We start from the raw sequence: 15,710 nt of genomic DNA on the forward strand, positions 1-15,710 counted from the left end.
AATATCATCAAAAGGCTTCGTTAACGTGAAAATAGAAACCGGTGCTGTCTTTGCCGACACCCAGATCAACACGGACGTTGATACGGGCTTTGAAGGCAAAGCGGTAACCAACCCCGACGGTCGGCAACCAGGTTTCCTCTAACAATGCATCCACTGCGGGTGCCACATTCCCGGCACCCATCCATGCCACCATCCCGTGGCGAGGGGTAAAGCTGTGTCGGACCTCTAACTGTGTCGACAGTTGGGCACGGTCGCGGTATTGGCCTTCATAGTAGCCACGCATGCGTTGGGCATTGCCCATTTCGCTGTAGCCATACCAAGGAATATCGCCGTCTACGGCCTGACCGTAACCTTCTACCGCCAGAATCGTTTGCGGGCTGACACGCCAATAATGGCGGGCATTGACCGTCCAGCGGTCAAAGTCAAAATCACTGCCCAGTTGTGGTCGGTAGGTGATCCATTCCAGACTCAACAAGCTGCCCGACTGCGGATTCGGCTCAAAATCACGGCTGTCGTACTCCAGTGCGGTGATCAGGCCGCTTAACTGGCTGTCGGCCAAGTCCTGCGGGGTAAAGACGCCTGGATCCGGATCCACTTTGGTGACTGACTGGTAACTCCAGCCTGCACTGATGTAAGTGCTGTCAAACACTTGCAGCGCCACTTTTGGGGCCAAGCGAATGATCTGCGCATCATACTGGGTTTTGTTGGCGTCATTTTCGGCTGCATCACGGCCGATCCCCCAGTAATACCCCGGCGTGTGGCTGATCCAGCCTTCCGCCAATAAGCGAATGGTGTCATCGGCCAGATACGTACGGTTTTCTACACCTAGGCCAAAAGAGCCCGAGGTCGAGGCATACGCGGTCAAGGTTAAGGTGGAAAAGTGATCGCCTTGTGTCCAGTCGTACGGTGTATACAAACCGACAGCGGCGACACCGATCCCTAAACCTTGCTCCGGGTTCACAAATGGCCCGGGCAGCACCCCCCAGTCAATCAACTTGCTGGTGTCCACCGTATTGCTGGAGCCCAACGACACTAACAGTTCATCAACCCAGTCTTGTTCCGGCTCGGTCGTCGTTTCAGTGGCTAGCGCACTGGTGGAGGCCAGCGCAGCCAATAGCCAAGGTAATGTGCGCATCATGCTTGATGAGTTTCCTTAAAAACGGCGTTCCAGTGACACGAATAGGCTTTGGCGATCGCCCAAGCCGACTTCACCCAGCAGGTTCCAGCTTTTGGTGATTTCGTATTGCGCGCCGATTAATGGGTTCCACGGGGTAGTCAGGTGCTGCTCGACATGGAACGTGGCGTCATCCAACCCTAATGAACGTGTTTTGCCAAACAGGTTAAGATCAGACAGTTTGCCGGACAGGGACTGCTCCACGTCCTGATACATGGCGCCGGCCCACAGGCGAACAGGTACACCGTGCGAGGCAAAGTCGTAACCGACGCGTGGCGAAATTACCCATGCATTGATTTCCCCGTCAATCACCGTCAGGGTGCTTTGTGAAAAGCTGGCATCCACCAGGCCGAACCATTGGTTATGGCCTCCTGCCAGCACAATGCCGACGCCTTTGGTATAGCCATCCAAATCCAGTTTGAAATTAGGGATTTTAAATGTGTGGCTTTCATTAATTTCAGGCCAGATTGGCCAAAAGCCAGGAATATTAACAGAAGCGGTGGCATCCACATCCGTTTGTGAGTAACCACTGAGTTTACCGACCATGGCATACACGTTCAGAAACGGGAAGATCCACACATCGGTACGAAATGAGATGACATCCGTTTTTTGAATACCTTCATTGGCAGCCAAATCGAGGCCAACCAGTTTTTCCAGTTTCGGTGGGATCACGCCTTGCAGCTTGATTGAATCAACATTGATCCCTTGCTCCATGCTCATGTAGCCGATACTAAAGCCGATCGGTTTCGGTAATTCGTAGCCCAGCGCTTCGGCTTTTTCTTTCCAAATAGGCAACGTGAATGAGGTCGCATTTGCACCGGATGACAGTGCAGCGAGTAGCAATAACAAATAGCGTTTCATGGAGAATGTACGAAAAAGGGAGTTCAAAAGAATAATTTGCGTCATCATACACGGGCTATTTTAGATGTAAACTTGCCAGTGTACTTTTGTGTAAATAAATAATTCTCAGAAGGAATTAGGTGGAGAAAAGCACTAAAAATCCGCATTAACAGCAAAAACATGCCTCTAATGTGCAAAAAGGTGAGTGGAAGGGCGAGCTGTATTGCGTCATGAAATTTACGGGTAGGCGGTGTATAATGCGCCCATATAAGGACAGCAACAGAGCAGCGAGCGATGAGTCTAACATTTGACCCTTCTGAAATGGTGTACCCGTTTCCGCCTAAGCCAGCCCCGCTTACGGTTGAGCAGCAACACGCCCACAAAGCCAATATCAAAGCATTATTAAAAGAAAAAAATGCGGTATTGATTGCCCACTATTACACCGATCCGGAAATTCAGGCGCTGGCCGAAGAGACCGGTGGTTTTGTCGGTGATTCCCTTGAAATGGCCAAGTTTGGTAATCAACATTCTGCCGATACCTTAGTGATCTGCGGGGTGCGTTTTATGGGGGAGTCGGCCAAAATTCTTACCCCTGAAAAACACGTCTTAATGCCGACCCTAGAAGCTGAGTGTTCATTGGATCTTGGTTGTCCGGTTGATGCATTTACCGCCTTCTGCGATGCCCATCCGGATCATACGGTGGTGGTGTACGCCAATACCTCTGCGGCGGTGAAAGCCCGCGCGGATTGGGTCGTGACGTCCAGTATCGCATTAGAGATCGTTGAGCATCTCGACAGCGAAGACAAGAAGATCATTTGGGGGCCGGATCGCCATTTAGGATCGTATATCCAAAAGCACACTGGCGCTGACATGTTACTGTGGCAAGGAGAGTGCGTTGTGCATGACGAGTTCTCAGCCAAGGCTCTGCGAGACATGAAACATTTGCATCCGGATGCCGCGATTTTAGTGCACCCGGAATCGCCAGCCAGTGTGGTGGCGTTAGCGGATGCCGTGGGCTCCACCAGTCAATTGATCAAGGCGGCGAAAACCCTGCCACAGCAAAAATTGATTGTGGCGACCGACAAAGGCATTTTCTTCAAAATGCAGCAAATGGTACCGGAAAAAGAGTTGGTGGAAGCGCCGACAGCTGGTGCGGGGGCCACCTGTCGCAGCTGCGCCCATTGTCCGTGGATGGCGATGAACGGGCTGGTGGCGATTGAAACCGCGCTGAAAGAGGGCGGTGAGCAGCATGAAATCTTTGTGGATGAAAGCCTGCGTGAAAAATCCCTGATCCCATTGAACCGTATGTTGGACTTTGCCGCGCAGTTACAACTGCAAGTGAAAGGTAACGCGTAATCGACGTATCAATATCGCATCCTGCTGACAGGATGCGGACAATAAAAAAGCGACCTTTGATGAGGTCGCTTTTTTGTTATGGCTGCGAGTCTAAGCGTGAGGCGCTTGGCGTTCGCTATCAGGCTGCGGCTTATTCAGCGTCAGCGTTTACTAACTCATAGCCACGCATGGTCAGGCCGCACAACATCATCGGTACAGAAGCGAAGATCTCTTCAAATTGCGCCAAGCCGTCCGCGCCTTCTTGCGCCAACGCATCAATCGCGTTTTCTGGATCGTAAAGCAGGCTGAAGCACAGCAGTACACCGCCAAGCAGGGCGCTGTTTTCGCTGTCTTCTGGCATCACTGTTTCCCAGTCATCACGGGCTAGCTGCCAGCCTTGTAGCAGGCCTTCGGCAAAATCACGGGTGTCTTCGGTCACGAGCTCTTTATCATCCAGCGCGCAGCCTTCTGGCCACTGCCACGTGCCACCTAGCAGGGCTTCACGGCTTTCGTTCCACATGTTAACAATGGCGTTCGCGTACGCTTCCAATTCTTCCTGGCTGGCAAAGGGTGCGGTTTCTTCACCACCCCAAAGAAACGCTAACCATTCTGCTGGATCAAGCAGGTGTGGGGCAGCGGCCATGGCGGTAACAAAACCACGGGTTTGTGCTTCAGAGAGCAGTTGCTCCGCCAACAGTGGGTTCGACAGCAGCTCACGTAGAGATGAAGACATAAAACTCTCTCACTTAAGGAATGTATCAGGCTGATATTCAACGGTATCACTGGGGATGAGACGCATAGTGGCATCACACACCGTTACCGTCATTATTGAGCGATATTGTAGCAGGGTAGGCTACGGGGTGTTAGTGAGGAGAGGGGGAATCGGTCGAGTGCTGGAATATTGAGCGCTTGAGTTTGATTTGCAAGATTTTTTGTTGACCTGCCTCTGCGAAGCCCTTATAGTAGCGACCCTGTTGAGGCGATAGGCTTTAACGGAACAATGTGGTGAGGTGTCCGAGTGGCTGAAGGAGCACGCCTGGAAAGTGTGTATACGGCAACGTATCGGGGGTTCGAATCCCCCCCTCACCGCCATCTCTTTTTATAAAGAGATACAATTCGGAGAGATGGCTGAGTGGTTGAAAGCACCGGTCTTGAAAACCGGCATACGTTAATAGCGTATCTAGGGTTCAAATCCCTATCTCTCCGCCACATTCTAAGCCCTCGTCGAAAGACGGGGGCTTTTTCGTTTCAGAAACGTATTCGATTGCTGGTCGGGATTTTGTAAATCCCTAGTCGCGTGCGACCCCAGCTCTCCGCCACATTCAAAAAAGCCGCTGAGCAATCAGCGGCTTTTTTACATCTGTCGTTTGTGAAATGACGGGATTTTGTAAATCCCTCCTTGAGTGCAAGCCCAGCTGAATGCAGCCCAGCTCTCAGCACATTCAAAGAAACCGCTACTCTGTTAGCGGTTTTTTTACGTCTGTCGTTTGTGGAACGACGAGATTTTCTTCATGCCTTCTTCGTGTGCTAAGCCTGCGCGTCGTTTCTCTACGTCCCGCCAGTCTGTTTATTCTCTTCGCTGCTTTTTGATATATCGTTCTGATATAAACAAAATTATTTATATGACTATCTTCATGTGTAACGACGTATAAAACATGATGCTCAACGCAGTCTGGCTTTTTCCCTTTGGTTTCTCGGTATAAATTGATTTTGCGCAAGTTTTATCAAAGCAGATTCAGGGAAAATTGAAACAAAATGACAATGATTATCATTTTGTATGTTTGACGGGAATGCTAATCATTGTTTTTTTAGTGAGATAACAAAGTCACCATAACGATGCCGCTATTTCGTTGTGGGGTGGGTTGCTTGAATGCCCTTTTGTTTATCCGAAAATAGTAATGATTATTATTCATGCCATCGTTCTGGCGCATTTTACCTGAGAGTGATGCTGCCTGAATGACTAAGGACAAGAGACAGATGTTTGGATTCTTTCGTAAAACTAAAACAAAGCAGTGCGATCGAAATTCGCTCTTTGGCGCAGAAATCAATAAAGCGTACACCATTAAAAGCATTGATGACGGTGACAAAGAAATGGTGCACTTTCTCAATACGCTTGGGTGTTATGCCGGTGAATCGATCACGGTTGTTTCCGTGCTGTCAGATACGTTCGTCATTTCAATAAAAGATGCACGTTACAGTATTGATTCCGATCTAGCGAAGACCGTACTTCTTAATTAATTCGGATTTATTTTAATCACTCATTACATACCTTATGGGGTGTGGGGGATTTGTCGTGCCTAAAAAAGGCTCGGTAACGCTCAAAGGAGATGTGGAGCCACTAGGGTATTCACTCTCAGCCTTTGTAAGGGTAATTTTTCATGGAGATAAAGCAGTGAAAATTTCATTAGCGGGTAACCCCAATAGTGGTAAAACGACCCTCTTTAATGCACTCACGGGCAAATTGGAGCGCGTGGGCAACTGGGCCGGTGTAACGATCAGCAAGAAAGAAGCCCCGCTGAAAAAAGAACTGAGCAGTAAGCATGGCGATATCACGGTGGTGGACTTGCCGGGTGCCTACTCCATGTCGCCGTTTACGTTGGAAGAAACCATTACGCGCGACTACGTGAAGCGTGAAAATCCCGACGTGATTGTGAACGTTGTGGATGGGACAAACCTAAATCGAAGCCTCTTTTTTACCACGCAACTTTTAGAGTTAGGTATCCCTGTTGTTGTCGCGCTGAATAAGTGTGACCTGAATAAAAGCAAAAAGCTGAGTGTTGATGCCGCACAACTGAGTCAGTTGTTAGGCTGTCCGGTGGTGGAGACCATTGCCGCTGACGCACGTACCGATGCGCTTGCGCAGTTGGTAGACAAAGCGGTTGCCATGAAAGGCCAGCCGCAAACGGCACCTTTCACCCAGCAGTACAACGACGTTAAAGATGCAGAAGCCTTGCAGGCGTTTGATGCTGAGCGTTTTGCCTTTGTGAAAACACTGGTTGCGAAGATTGAAACCCGTCAGGTAAGCAGCACGGAAACAACTATTCACGATAAAGTGGATAGCGTGTTGGCACACAAATGGTTTGGTTTGCCAATTTTTGCCCTGATCATGTGGGGCGTGTTCTCGATTTCACAGACCCATGTTGGGCCGCTATTCGCGGATACCCTGGTTGGCTGGATTGATAACTTCTATGCCATGGTACAAGGCGCAATGGGTGACGATGTGTCACCGCTACTGAGCGCGTTGCTACTGGACGGTATCATTGGTGGTGTGGGCGCGGTGGTTGGCTTCCTGCCATTGATCATGGTGTTGTTCTTCCTACTGGCTCTGCTTGAAGACAGTGGTTATATGGCACGTGTTGCCATCATTATGGATCGCTTCTTTAAGAAGGTCGGCTTGTCTGGTAAATCCATCATTCCAATGATCATTGGTACAGGTTGTGCGATTCCGGGCATCATGGCGACGCGTACCATTCAAAATGAGCGCCAGCGCCGTACTACCGCGATGCTGACACCGTTCATGCCATGTGGTGCAAAACTGCCGGTTATCGCTCTGTTTGCCGGTGTTTTCTTCCAAGATGCGGCATGGGTGGGCACCAGTATGTATTTTGCCGGTATCGGTTTGATCATTCTGGGCGCGCTACTGATTGTGCGTATTACCGGTGAGAAGAGTACCCGTTCTTTCTTTATTCTTGAGCTACCAGAATACCGTGTACCGAGCCTGAAGCTGGCGCTGAACTCAACGTGGTCACGTGGTAAAGCGTTCGTGATTAAAGCCGGTACCATCATCTTGCTGTGTAATGCCGCAGTACAAATCATGCAGACGTTCACCTGGCAGTTTGACATTGTGGCTGAAGGCGCAGAAAGCACCAGTATCCTTGCTGGCCTAGCGTCTCCGTTTGCTTTCGTACTGATCCCTCTGGGCTTTGGTGTATGGCAGTTGGCGGCAGCGGCAATCACCGGCTTTATCGCCAAAGAAAACGTGGTCGGTACACTGGCAGTGGTTTACGGCATCACTAACTTTATCGACACCGAAGAGTTGGCGTTGGTATCAGGCAGTGCAGACGTTGCAACCGTGATGGGACTGTCTTCCGTGGCGGCGCTGGCTTACTTGGTGTTTAACTTGTTTACACCACCGTGTTTTGCCGCAATCGGTGCAATGAACGCAGAGTTAGAGAACAAGAAGTGGTTGTTGGGCGGTATTAGCTTGCAACTAGGTATTGCTTACGTGTGTGCATTTACGATTTACCAAGTGGGCACGTTCGCGACAACGGGTGCGGTCGGCACGGGCTTCATTTATGGTCTGGTTGTGTGTCTGGCATTGATTGGCTTCCTGTTCACTTTGCTGAAGAAAGGTGCGGTGAAAGAGCAACAGAAACTAGATTTAAGCCTACAGTAAGGAGCGAATATGGCGGATATACTTGTATCGCTGTGTATACTGATTATTTTCGCGTTAGCGATCGCCAAGTTGGTCGTGATGAAACGCAAAGGTGGGGCATGCGCGGGTTGTTCGCAAAGTAGCGGTTGTTCTTCAAAGAAGAATAAGTGCTAACCTCATCTTACTTTCCAACGCGGGCCTCATGGTCCGCGTTTTTATTTTTAGTCTTATTATGATCTCAGTGCCCAATGGTTTATGCCGTTGGGCTTTTTTGTTTTTTAAGGGGAGTTGGGGGATTGCTTTCTTTGATGGCGCTCTTTGATTGTTCGCTTTTTAACCGGAAAAGCGGCGTGTTTGCGAGGGGAAAATGTTTTTTGTCATGTTGACTGAGGTGCAATAGGTACCGATTACCCGCTAAAAAGGAGAAAAAAGAGGGTTGGTGGTATTGCATCATTATTCAATGGTGCGTCATTCATTTCGGTCAGCGATTGCGTGCTGGTGGGGAAATGTCGTTTTTACGAGCAGCTGTGTGCATGGATTTTTATTAGAACGTTGATGACTATTTATTGGTTTTTGGAATACTTTGCGTTTTCGTTATCGCTCAAAATAGTAAACCTATTGTTCGTTTCTGGTGATAGCCAGAAAAATTAACGAGGCTTACTATCGAGTCAGTGAATAAATAAAGCCAAAAATCAGTATTCAAAATGGAGATGTAGTATGAAAGACCAAGAAAAAATCATCACCGTCGTTAATACACACGCTGAAGCGGAAGCGGTGATTAAAACACTACAAAATGCTCAATTCGATGTGTCAAATATCTCAATTTTGGGTAAAGGCTACCACAGTGAAGAAAACGTGGCTGGTTTCTATAATACCGGCGATCGCGTAAAAACCTGGGGGACAACAGGCGCACTTTGGGGCGGTCTGTGGGGTGCATTGTTTGGTGCCGGTATGTTCTGGCTACCAGGTGTGGGCGCGTTAATGGTTGCAGGTCCAATCGTTTCTACCGTTGTGGGTGCGATTGAAGGTGCAGTTGTAACAGGCGGCCTAGGTGCAGTCGGTGGCGCACTGGCGAGCATCGGTATTCCAAAAGACAGCATCGTGAAATACAACGCCGCGATTAAAGCAGATAAGTACCTGGTAATTGTTCACGGTGATGCAGAAGCGATGGTAAAAGCCAAAGCGATCCTTGCTGATCACGAACTTGAGCATTTGACAGCGTAAATATTGTCACTCTGTTTAGCCATCAATAGTTAAATGAAAAAAGAAAAGGGGCAGGCGTCTTCTCTCAACAGCGCTTGTCTCTTTTCGACTTACGTTTTCATCAAAATCTGCCTGTTCTTTCTCTAATTAAAAGCCGACGTCATGTCGGTTTTTTTGTGTCTTTTATTTAGGGAATGATGCCAGCGCATTGAATAAATAGTTTGGAGCGCACAACACAAAATCACAATATATAAGGTGCATCGTTCTAATTGGGTTCTATTCTATCGGCTTCTGTTTTTGGCTGAGATACCGTAGTACATAATATGTGTATTACCAGCTGGATGAAGTAGAGCGTAGATTTGTTCCTTCATCCTCACCAAAGCTATTTTGGAAGAGATAAGAATCAATGAAAGGGAAGATAATTCGTTGGGTCGATGATAGGGGATTTGGATTCATTAAGTCTCAATCATTGCATGGTGATGTGTTTGCACATGTATCAAAGTTTCAGCCGGGTTACCGTCGTCCCATTGTGGGTGATGAGGTTGAATTTCAGTTGGATTATCGCGCTCATAAATTGAGTGCTTCACATGTGCAATTGATTGGGGTGGAACCGTTAAAATCTCATCCACTGAATACACTTCTTTCCATACTGTTTCTTGGCGCTATTGTCGCGGGTCTCTATTTCTTTGTCATTGAGCCGGAGTTGCATCCTGCATATAGAGACATGGGTTTCAGCTGCCAAGGTAAAACATACTGTAGCCAAATGACTTCATGTGATGAAGCTAAGTTTTATTTAGCAACTTGTCCTAATGTGAAGATAGATGGTGATCGGGATGGAATCCCATGTGAAAGACAATTTTGCGGTTGGTAGTATTACTAAATTTGAACGGATTAAAATAGTGAGCAGGTGAGTAATCATAAAAAACGAGGCCAACAAACGTTGGCCTCGTGGTATCGAATTGTGGAGCTATTCGATAGGCTACCTGTCAGGATACAGACAGCGTAGGGGGGATTACGCAGCAGCGGCTTCTGCCACTGGCTTTTTCTTCATCAGCTTGTCGCCGCCGGTGTAGATACACAGTGCGATAACCACGGTAACAACGCCCGCCAGCTTTTGAAGTGTAATGGTTTCACCCAGCAGGAAGTACGCCACGATCATTGCGAACAGTGGTAGTACGTTCAGTGCCATCGTCGTGATAACCGCATCTTGTGTCTTCAGTGTTGCCAGTTCCCATACGGCGTAAGCGAAACCAGAACATAGCAGGCCAAGCGCCAGGATGCTGCCTAGGTGCTTGCCGTTCTCAACCAGTACGGTTGCCGAGCTGAAGTCTGCACCGGTGAAGATACCCAGGATAAGCAGTGCCACCGTCGCAGAAGCAAACTGGTAGAAGCTGCTTGAGTACAGATCGTAACGCGAGTTCAGATCCGAACCGAATTTACCCAGAATGTAGTTGTAAGTTACAAAGCCCAGTACACCACACAGTGCGAACAGGTGACCCAGGTTCAGACCCTGAATTTTGTTCGATGGGTCGTAAGCGATAACGGCTGCACCGATCAGTGACAACACCACCGCGAACACTTTAGGGGCTGTTGGCTTGATTTTGTCGATAACAAAAACCGCTGCCATGGTCAGGAACGGCGCCATACCATTGATTACGCCGATTTCACCGGAAGAGGTGTACTCGTAAGCCAAAATGGTGAAGTAGAAAAATACCGCCTGTGCAGAGATACCGGCTGCCATCAGCAGGATGGCGTCTTTCTTGCTCTGGATTTTCTTCAGGGTGTGTTTTTTCGAGAACATAAACACGGCCACGAAACACAGGGTGGCAATCGCGTAACGGGCGATAGCCAGTACCACGGGATCCAGTTTACCTGCCAGTACACCGCCCAGAGGGAATGATGCCCCCCATAGGGCCGCACACACAAGCGCAAGGGTCAGACCCAGAGATTTATTTGGAGCTGTTTTACTCATTGTTTTCATCTCAAAGAAAGGCGCTTACTCACGCCTTTGATAGGGAATGGTATTTATTGCGGACAAATACCAATAACGTGTTCTAGACGCTGATCTTTCTGGTATAGCGACGCATAGGCGTAACCCACACCTTCCAGATTGGTTGTGCCACCGTTTGCCACGTTGAACACTTTCTCAACGATCTTGTTGGATACGTTATCGATGGTGTCTGTTGCATCCATGATGCCGCATGCATTGATGTCCATGTCTGCGGTGATCAGAGACGTATTACCTGATACACGGATCACCGGCACGATAGAGTTGTTAAAGCCTGCAGCACCTGCGGTCCAAAGGATCAGCTGACAGCCCAGAGACGCAAAGTGCATCGCCGCGCCACCACATAGCATGGTGGTTTCTGTCAGGTAGAAACCCGGCGTAGTGGGTTTTTCGCGGTGAAGGTGGTTAATGCGCAGACAGTCCTGAATTGGACGGGTACCGGTCTTGTGCATCGCACCTTGTGATTTTTCATCGATTGTTGTCAGGCCGCCTACGCTGTTACCGATAGACATGGTTTCCGTGCCTTCGATCACGTGCCAGCGTTTGAGATCTTCCGCGATCAAACGTTCGATCTTCTCACCCACTTCAGGGGTCACAGAGCGTGCTTTTAGGATCTCTTCACAACCCAGTAGCTCAAGCAGCTCGCCCGCCATGGTGGTTGCGCCAAGGTCGATCAGCTTGTCAGACGCAGCACCTACAGATGGGTTAGAGGCCAAGCCGCTTGACGTATCTGAACCGCCACACTTAATACCGATGCGCAGGGCAGAAACCGGTGCATCCACACGCTCTACGCTATCGGCGTAGGCTTTCAATTCTTTCGCCAGTTCAATACCGTCTTTGATGGTTTCAACGGTCCCTTTGTTTTTGATCACTGTCAGGGCGTGAACCGGGATGCCTTCTTTACGTACTGGTTCAGCGATCATTTGCGGGTCAATAGAACCACAACCCATCGCGATCACCAAGACACCGGCGATATTTGGGTTCGTTGCCGTGTGAATGATGGTATCGATCATCTCTTCGTTACCGCCATACATACAGGTGTAGTGGTTGGTCACGACAACAGAATCATCAATCTCTTTGCTGATGTTACGTGCGATACCTTCACAGCACTCATCGATCGCCACAATCATGACGTTGTTACGAATACCAAACGTGCCGTTTGGACGTGGGTAGCCTTTAAATGTTGCGGTCATTATTGTTCGATCCCCATTTGTTTAATGATTTCTTCGATGATGGATTCTGGAATGTCCAGACGTTCGCTGCGTACGTTCTGCACGTGAACAAGCTGACCAAGTGGGATTTCAACAATCGACTTACCAATTGAGTGACCGCATTTCAAAATATGTTCATCGTTTGCAATGTCACAAAGTGCGATTTTGTTACCGAAAGTGATTTTCTGCAGTGCTTTGATCTCTGCAATCACTTCGTTGTCGGCAGAGATGATTTCAACGAATTCGTTTTTTGCTACGTCACCAAGTAGCGTCGCTACATTGTCCGTAGGAGAAAGTTTTATTGCTTTCATTGTTTACTTCCGTAGTGTTGATTGTCTCATTGTCGGACAATCGGCATTATACAGTCGAACAGTATGCAGAATATGATTGGCGTCACAAGTTTGTGTTATGCCTTCAAACTATTTTCCTGAAATTCACTTTTTTTCTTGGGATGTAAAATTTATAGAGAGGGAATTGTGGTGGCTCTGTTTTGATTTTGCAGGCGAAATGCTGCTTGTTTGAGGGTTTTGTGTAGCACTTTGCAAGCTGTTGCCTATACGGTGAGAAAGGGAGAGGCTGACAAGAAAGTGGCGTTAATAAGCAATGATAAAATTATCAAAGAGGATGGGGTGGATGAGAGCCGCTTCACCGAATTTTATCCGGTGATGACGTATGTTGAGGGCAAATTTCAGGCATGAGTGAGTGCATGCCTTACGGATAATCAATAAAGTACAAGGAACAGACCCACAACATGCGTATTAACCAGCTTCAGTTTTTTGATCGCACTCTGCGCCGTTTTACCCCTCTTGAGCACATTGACGTTACGCCGCTGCCTCTTTCTGAACAGCAGACATCAGATATGTCGAATGTCACCTTAGACGGCGGCTACCTGATCCCGGCCTTGACTGACATTCATACCCACAGTGATTTCTATTTTGATTCAGATACCGCCAACCAGTTTGCCAAAAACATGGGCGTGGCGGCGCAAGTGGGCGGATTGTGTGGTTTTCACGCCGTGTTTGATGAAACACAAGTGACACGGGAAGCCTTTGAAGAGTACGCCGCGTTTTTGGGGACCAAAGGGTCGATTTTCACCAGCTTTGATGCGCTGTTTGCCGCTGCTGAAAATGCTGACCGGGTGCATGCCCAGTTGTTGGGGCTGAACGCCTATCTGTTTTCGTATCCGGTGACGGAGCAGACGGATTTGGATTCGTATGTGGAGACGCTGGCCGGTGTGTTTGAGGCCTATCCGTTTGCCGGGATCAGCGTGGGCTTGGCTTACCACCCGCTGAAAACCCTGCCGGAAGCGGTATTCCAAACCTTGTTGCGTAAGCTGGTGGTGCGTATTCCGACAGTCTACAACTACCATATTCGCAACCAGAACGCGCAGGTGTTTGAGTCCCTCGAAGAAGTGTTTGCCTGTCACCGTGGGGCAAAAGCCCATTGCCATATCAGCCATTTGAAATTTGCCGGTGCGACCCATATCGGTCAGGTGGATGCCCGTTTTGCGCAGTTTCAGGCCTTAATGGCAGAGCAGGATTTCCCCGTTACGTGGGATGTGTATCCGTTCAGTTTTGCTTGTACCACCCTGAGTCAGTTCCTACCGGAGAGTGATTCATGGAGTAAGATGACACAAGATGAAGTGATCACGTACCTTGAGCAGAATCCGCCGTATGACTTTGCCAATGTGGTGATTGCTTGTCGTCTACCTGCTTACAACGGCCTTAAGTTGCATGAAATCGCCGCCCAAAAAGGCTTGTCGGCAGAGCAAGCGTATTATGAGATCGTGTGTGAATTAGAAGGCATTGGCGCGTATTTCCGTCAGTTCTGCACCGATGACGATTTGGCCGAGTTAGTCTTTGCTAACGATGCGATTATTGCCTCTGACAGTTTTGGCGTCGAGAACGTGCATCCACGCTGTACGCACACCTTCACCAAGGCACTCGCATGTGCGCATCAGCTGGGTGAGGCGGCTTTTACGGATATGGTATGCAAACTGGTGGAAGGGCCGCAGCGCGTTTTCCCGAATTTACCGGCCCCGAAGGCGTATCTGTATATCGCGTTTGATGAAACGGTTGAGGTGGCGCTGGGTAGCACTGAAGCGGATATTGATAAGAAGATCGTGCAGTGTACGTTGGTACACTTATCGTAATGTGACAGCCATGATGTGACGGCCGTAATGTGACGGCCGTAATGTGACAGCCGTGATGTGGCAGTCACGTCGTTAGCTTTGGAATGGGAAAGCTGAAATGAAACACCACCGCCGAGAAGGGCGGTGGTGTTGTTTTAGAGGGGGCTACTACGAGTTATGACAATCAGTCGTCCTGATCGTCATTGTCGTCTTCAACCTCAATCGAGCGAGCAAGACGCTTGCCGTCAATCCACATACCTTCTACTTCTACATATTCTTGGTAAATGTTGTCGAAGTTGGCGCCATCTTCAAATTCTGTGCGTGCATCGGTGTACACGGTTTTGCCGTTGATGGTGAAAGTTTTCTCGATGTTATCGTAATCGTCGACGTAACCTTCGATTTCAAATTCCAGCGCGTCCCAGTCATCGTTATCATCACGGCCTTCAAACTCGATTTCTTCAGCGATCAGTTTGTTCTGGTTATTACGCAGTTCCACCTCAACCCACGCGCCGGGTACCAAATCGTTTTTGTTACCATCGTCAAATTCGGTTGCGCCGTTGACTTTAATTTGTGCGCGGTAGTTCAGTTCAAAGGACTTTTTGTTCTTTGCTACCCACGTCACGATCCCTTCGATTTCACCATCGTGAGTGATGTGTGAGTAATCTTCATGGGTGATGGATTCTGCGGTCAGCTCCGGGCTGTGTTCTGAGTCATTGAACGCGCCCATCACTTCTACCCACATGCCGTTACGCAGATTGCGGAACTTATTCACATCGAAGCGTACCAGCAGTGATTGACCAATTTTGAAAGTGCCGTTGTTGATATTCAGCTCATTGATACGGCCTTCCGCTTCAGCCAGTTCGCCGAATGTGTTGGTAAATTCAATCACTGACAGCACTTTGTAACCGGCATTGGCGGTTGGCAGGGCAGATACCATCACCCAGTCACCGTCTTTAATGTTGCTGGTCAGGCGATCAAATTCCAGTTCAACGCCGTTAACCAAGAAGCGGTGTGGTTTTTCTGGGGTACCAGGAGCAAAAATGATTTGGCCAGTAAAAGTAGGGTCTAGCTCCACGTGCATACCACCACGGCGACTGTTGTCGTTACCGAGGCGAACTTTGAGGTTTTCTTTGCCAACAAGGAAGGATACAGGTTCTGACTGACCTTGGTAGTTCACGGCATCGACAGGGTATTCTTTACCGTTAACCACCACACCGTTATTGGTGACACGTTCAATCGTTCCTTCAACCGCAAAAGGAGTGGCAGAAGGTGATGTCGTTTCACCACCGTCACTGCTACCGCCACCACAGCCAACCATTGCTAAAGAGAACAGAGGAAGCATTGCGTATCGTTTCATTATTATGCCTATTCTAAAAGACTGCCCCATTGGCGAAGCAGAAATTAGCATAGGCATTTGGCCGGAAAATCCGGCC

General features: G+C 48.7%; 13 protein-coding genes and 2 tRNA genes. 8 read left to right on the forward strand and 7 right to left on the reverse strand.

All coding sequences use genetic code 11. The annotated features are described in order from the left end of the window. Positions 1–7: 7 nt before the first annotated feature. Both ABT58_RS14200 and ABT58_RS14205 read right to left on the reverse strand, forming a co-directional pair. A complete protein-coding gene (locus ABT58_RS14200) occupies positions 8–1,135 on the reverse strand; it encodes a BamA/TamA family outer membrane protein (RefSeq protein WP_107205055.1) in 1,128 nt (375 codons plus the stop codon). A gap of 18 nt (positions 1,136–1,153) precedes the next feature. Continuing rightward, the gene (locus ABT58_RS14205) at positions 1,154–2,035 is read right to left on the reverse strand and encodes a hypothetical protein (protein WP_047875077.1); all 882 of its coding nucleotides are present in this window, start codon (positions 2,033–2,035) and stop codon (positions 1,154–1,156) included. Positions 2,036–2,308: 273 nt separating this feature from the next. Here ABT58_RS14205 and nadA point away from each other — a divergent pair, with 273 nt between their 5' ends. Further along, the gene (nadA, locus tag ABT58_RS14210) at positions 2,309–3,370 is read left to right on the forward strand and encodes a quinolinate synthase NadA (protein ID WP_047875078.1); all 1,062 of its coding nucleotides are present in this window, start codon (positions 2,309–2,311) and stop codon (positions 3,368–3,370) included. Between the two features lie 130 nt (positions 3,371–3,500). Here nadA and ABT58_RS14215 read toward each other — a convergent pair whose 3' ends face one another. Next, positions 3,501–4,082, reverse strand: a complete 582-nt coding sequence (locus ABT58_RS14215; RefSeq protein ID WP_047875079.1) for a UPF0149 family protein — start codon at positions 4,080–4,082, stop codon at positions 3,501–3,503. Positions 4,083–4,353: 271 nt separating this feature from the next. Here ABT58_RS14215 and ABT58_RS14220 point away from each other — a divergent pair. From ABT58_RS14220 to ABT58_RS14245, 6 genes are all read left to right on the forward strand, one after another. Further along, positions 4,354–4,441, forward strand: a tRNA-Ser gene (locus ABT58_RS14220). A 26-nt stretch (positions 4,442–4,467) separates the two neighbouring features. Then, positions 4,468–4,558 (forward strand) — tRNA-Ser (locus ABT58_RS14225). Between the two features lie 768 nt (positions 4,559–5,326). Then, a complete protein-coding gene (locus ABT58_RS14230) occupies positions 5,327–5,587 on the forward strand; it encodes a FeoA family protein (protein WP_047875080.1) in 261 nt (86 codons plus the stop codon). A gap of 154 nt (positions 5,588–5,741) precedes the next feature. Continuing rightward, positions 5,742–7,745, forward strand: a complete 2,004-nt coding sequence (gene feoB / locus ABT58_RS14235) for a ferrous iron transporter B (RefSeq protein ID WP_047875081.1) — start codon at positions 5,742–5,744, stop codon at positions 7,743–7,745. A gap of 696 nt (positions 7,746–8,441) precedes the next feature. Further along, a complete protein-coding gene (locus ABT58_RS14240) occupies positions 8,442–8,948 on the forward strand; it encodes a general stress protein (protein WP_047875082.1) in 507 nt (168 codons plus the stop codon). Positions 8,949–9,333: 385 nt separating this feature from the next. Beyond that, complete coding sequence (locus ABT58_RS14245) at positions 9,334–9,798, forward strand: cold shock domain-containing protein (protein WP_047875083.1); 465 nt, start codon at positions 9,334–9,336, stop codon at positions 9,796–9,798. A gap of 141 nt (positions 9,799–9,939) precedes the next feature. Here the strand turns inward: ABT58_RS14245 and ABT58_RS14250 are convergent, their stop codons facing one another. Genes ABT58_RS14250 through ABT58_RS14260 form a run of 3 tightly spaced genes read right to left on the reverse strand, consistent with a single transcriptional unit; the run spans position 9,940 to position 12,457 of the window. Continuing rightward, entirely contained in the window at positions 9,940–10,899 is a 960-nt protein-coding gene (locus ABT58_RS14250; protein ID WP_047875084.1) for a DMT family transporter, read from the reverse strand. Between the two features lie 53 nt (positions 10,900–10,952). Continuing rightward, a complete protein-coding gene (locus ABT58_RS14255; RefSeq protein WP_047875085.1) occupies positions 10,953–12,128 on the reverse strand; it encodes a UxaA family hydrolase in 1,176 nt (391 codons plus the stop codon). After that, the gene (locus ABT58_RS14260; RefSeq protein WP_047875086.1) at positions 12,128–12,457 is read right to left on the reverse strand and encodes a UxaA family hydrolase; all 330 of its coding nucleotides are present in this window, start codon (positions 12,455–12,457) and stop codon (positions 12,128–12,130) included. Before ABT58_RS14260 ends, ABT58_RS14255 begins: the two co-directional genes overlap by 1 nt. Before the next feature lie 440 nt (positions 12,458–12,897). Between ABT58_RS14260 and ABT58_RS14265 the strand changes: the two genes are divergently transcribed. Next, positions 12,898–14,298 (forward strand): amidohydrolase family protein, encoded by a 1,401-nt coding sequence (locus ABT58_RS14265; RefSeq protein WP_047875087.1) that lies wholly within the window; start codon positions 12,898–12,900, stop codon positions 14,296–14,298. 163 nt (positions 14,299–14,461) lie between these two features. Here the strand turns inward: ABT58_RS14265 and ABT58_RS14270 are convergent, their stop codons facing one another. Beyond that, entirely contained in the window at positions 14,462–15,634 is a 1,173-nt protein-coding gene (locus tag ABT58_RS14270) for a DUF5666 domain-containing protein (RefSeq protein ID WP_047875088.1), read from the reverse strand. Between the last annotated feature and the right edge of the window lie 76 nt (positions 15,635–15,710).

The sequence above is a fragment of the Photobacterium aphoticum genome (assembly GCF_001029435.1).
Lineage (GTDB): Bacteria > Pseudomonadota > Gammaproteobacteria > Enterobacterales > Vibrionaceae > Photobacterium > Photobacterium aphoticum.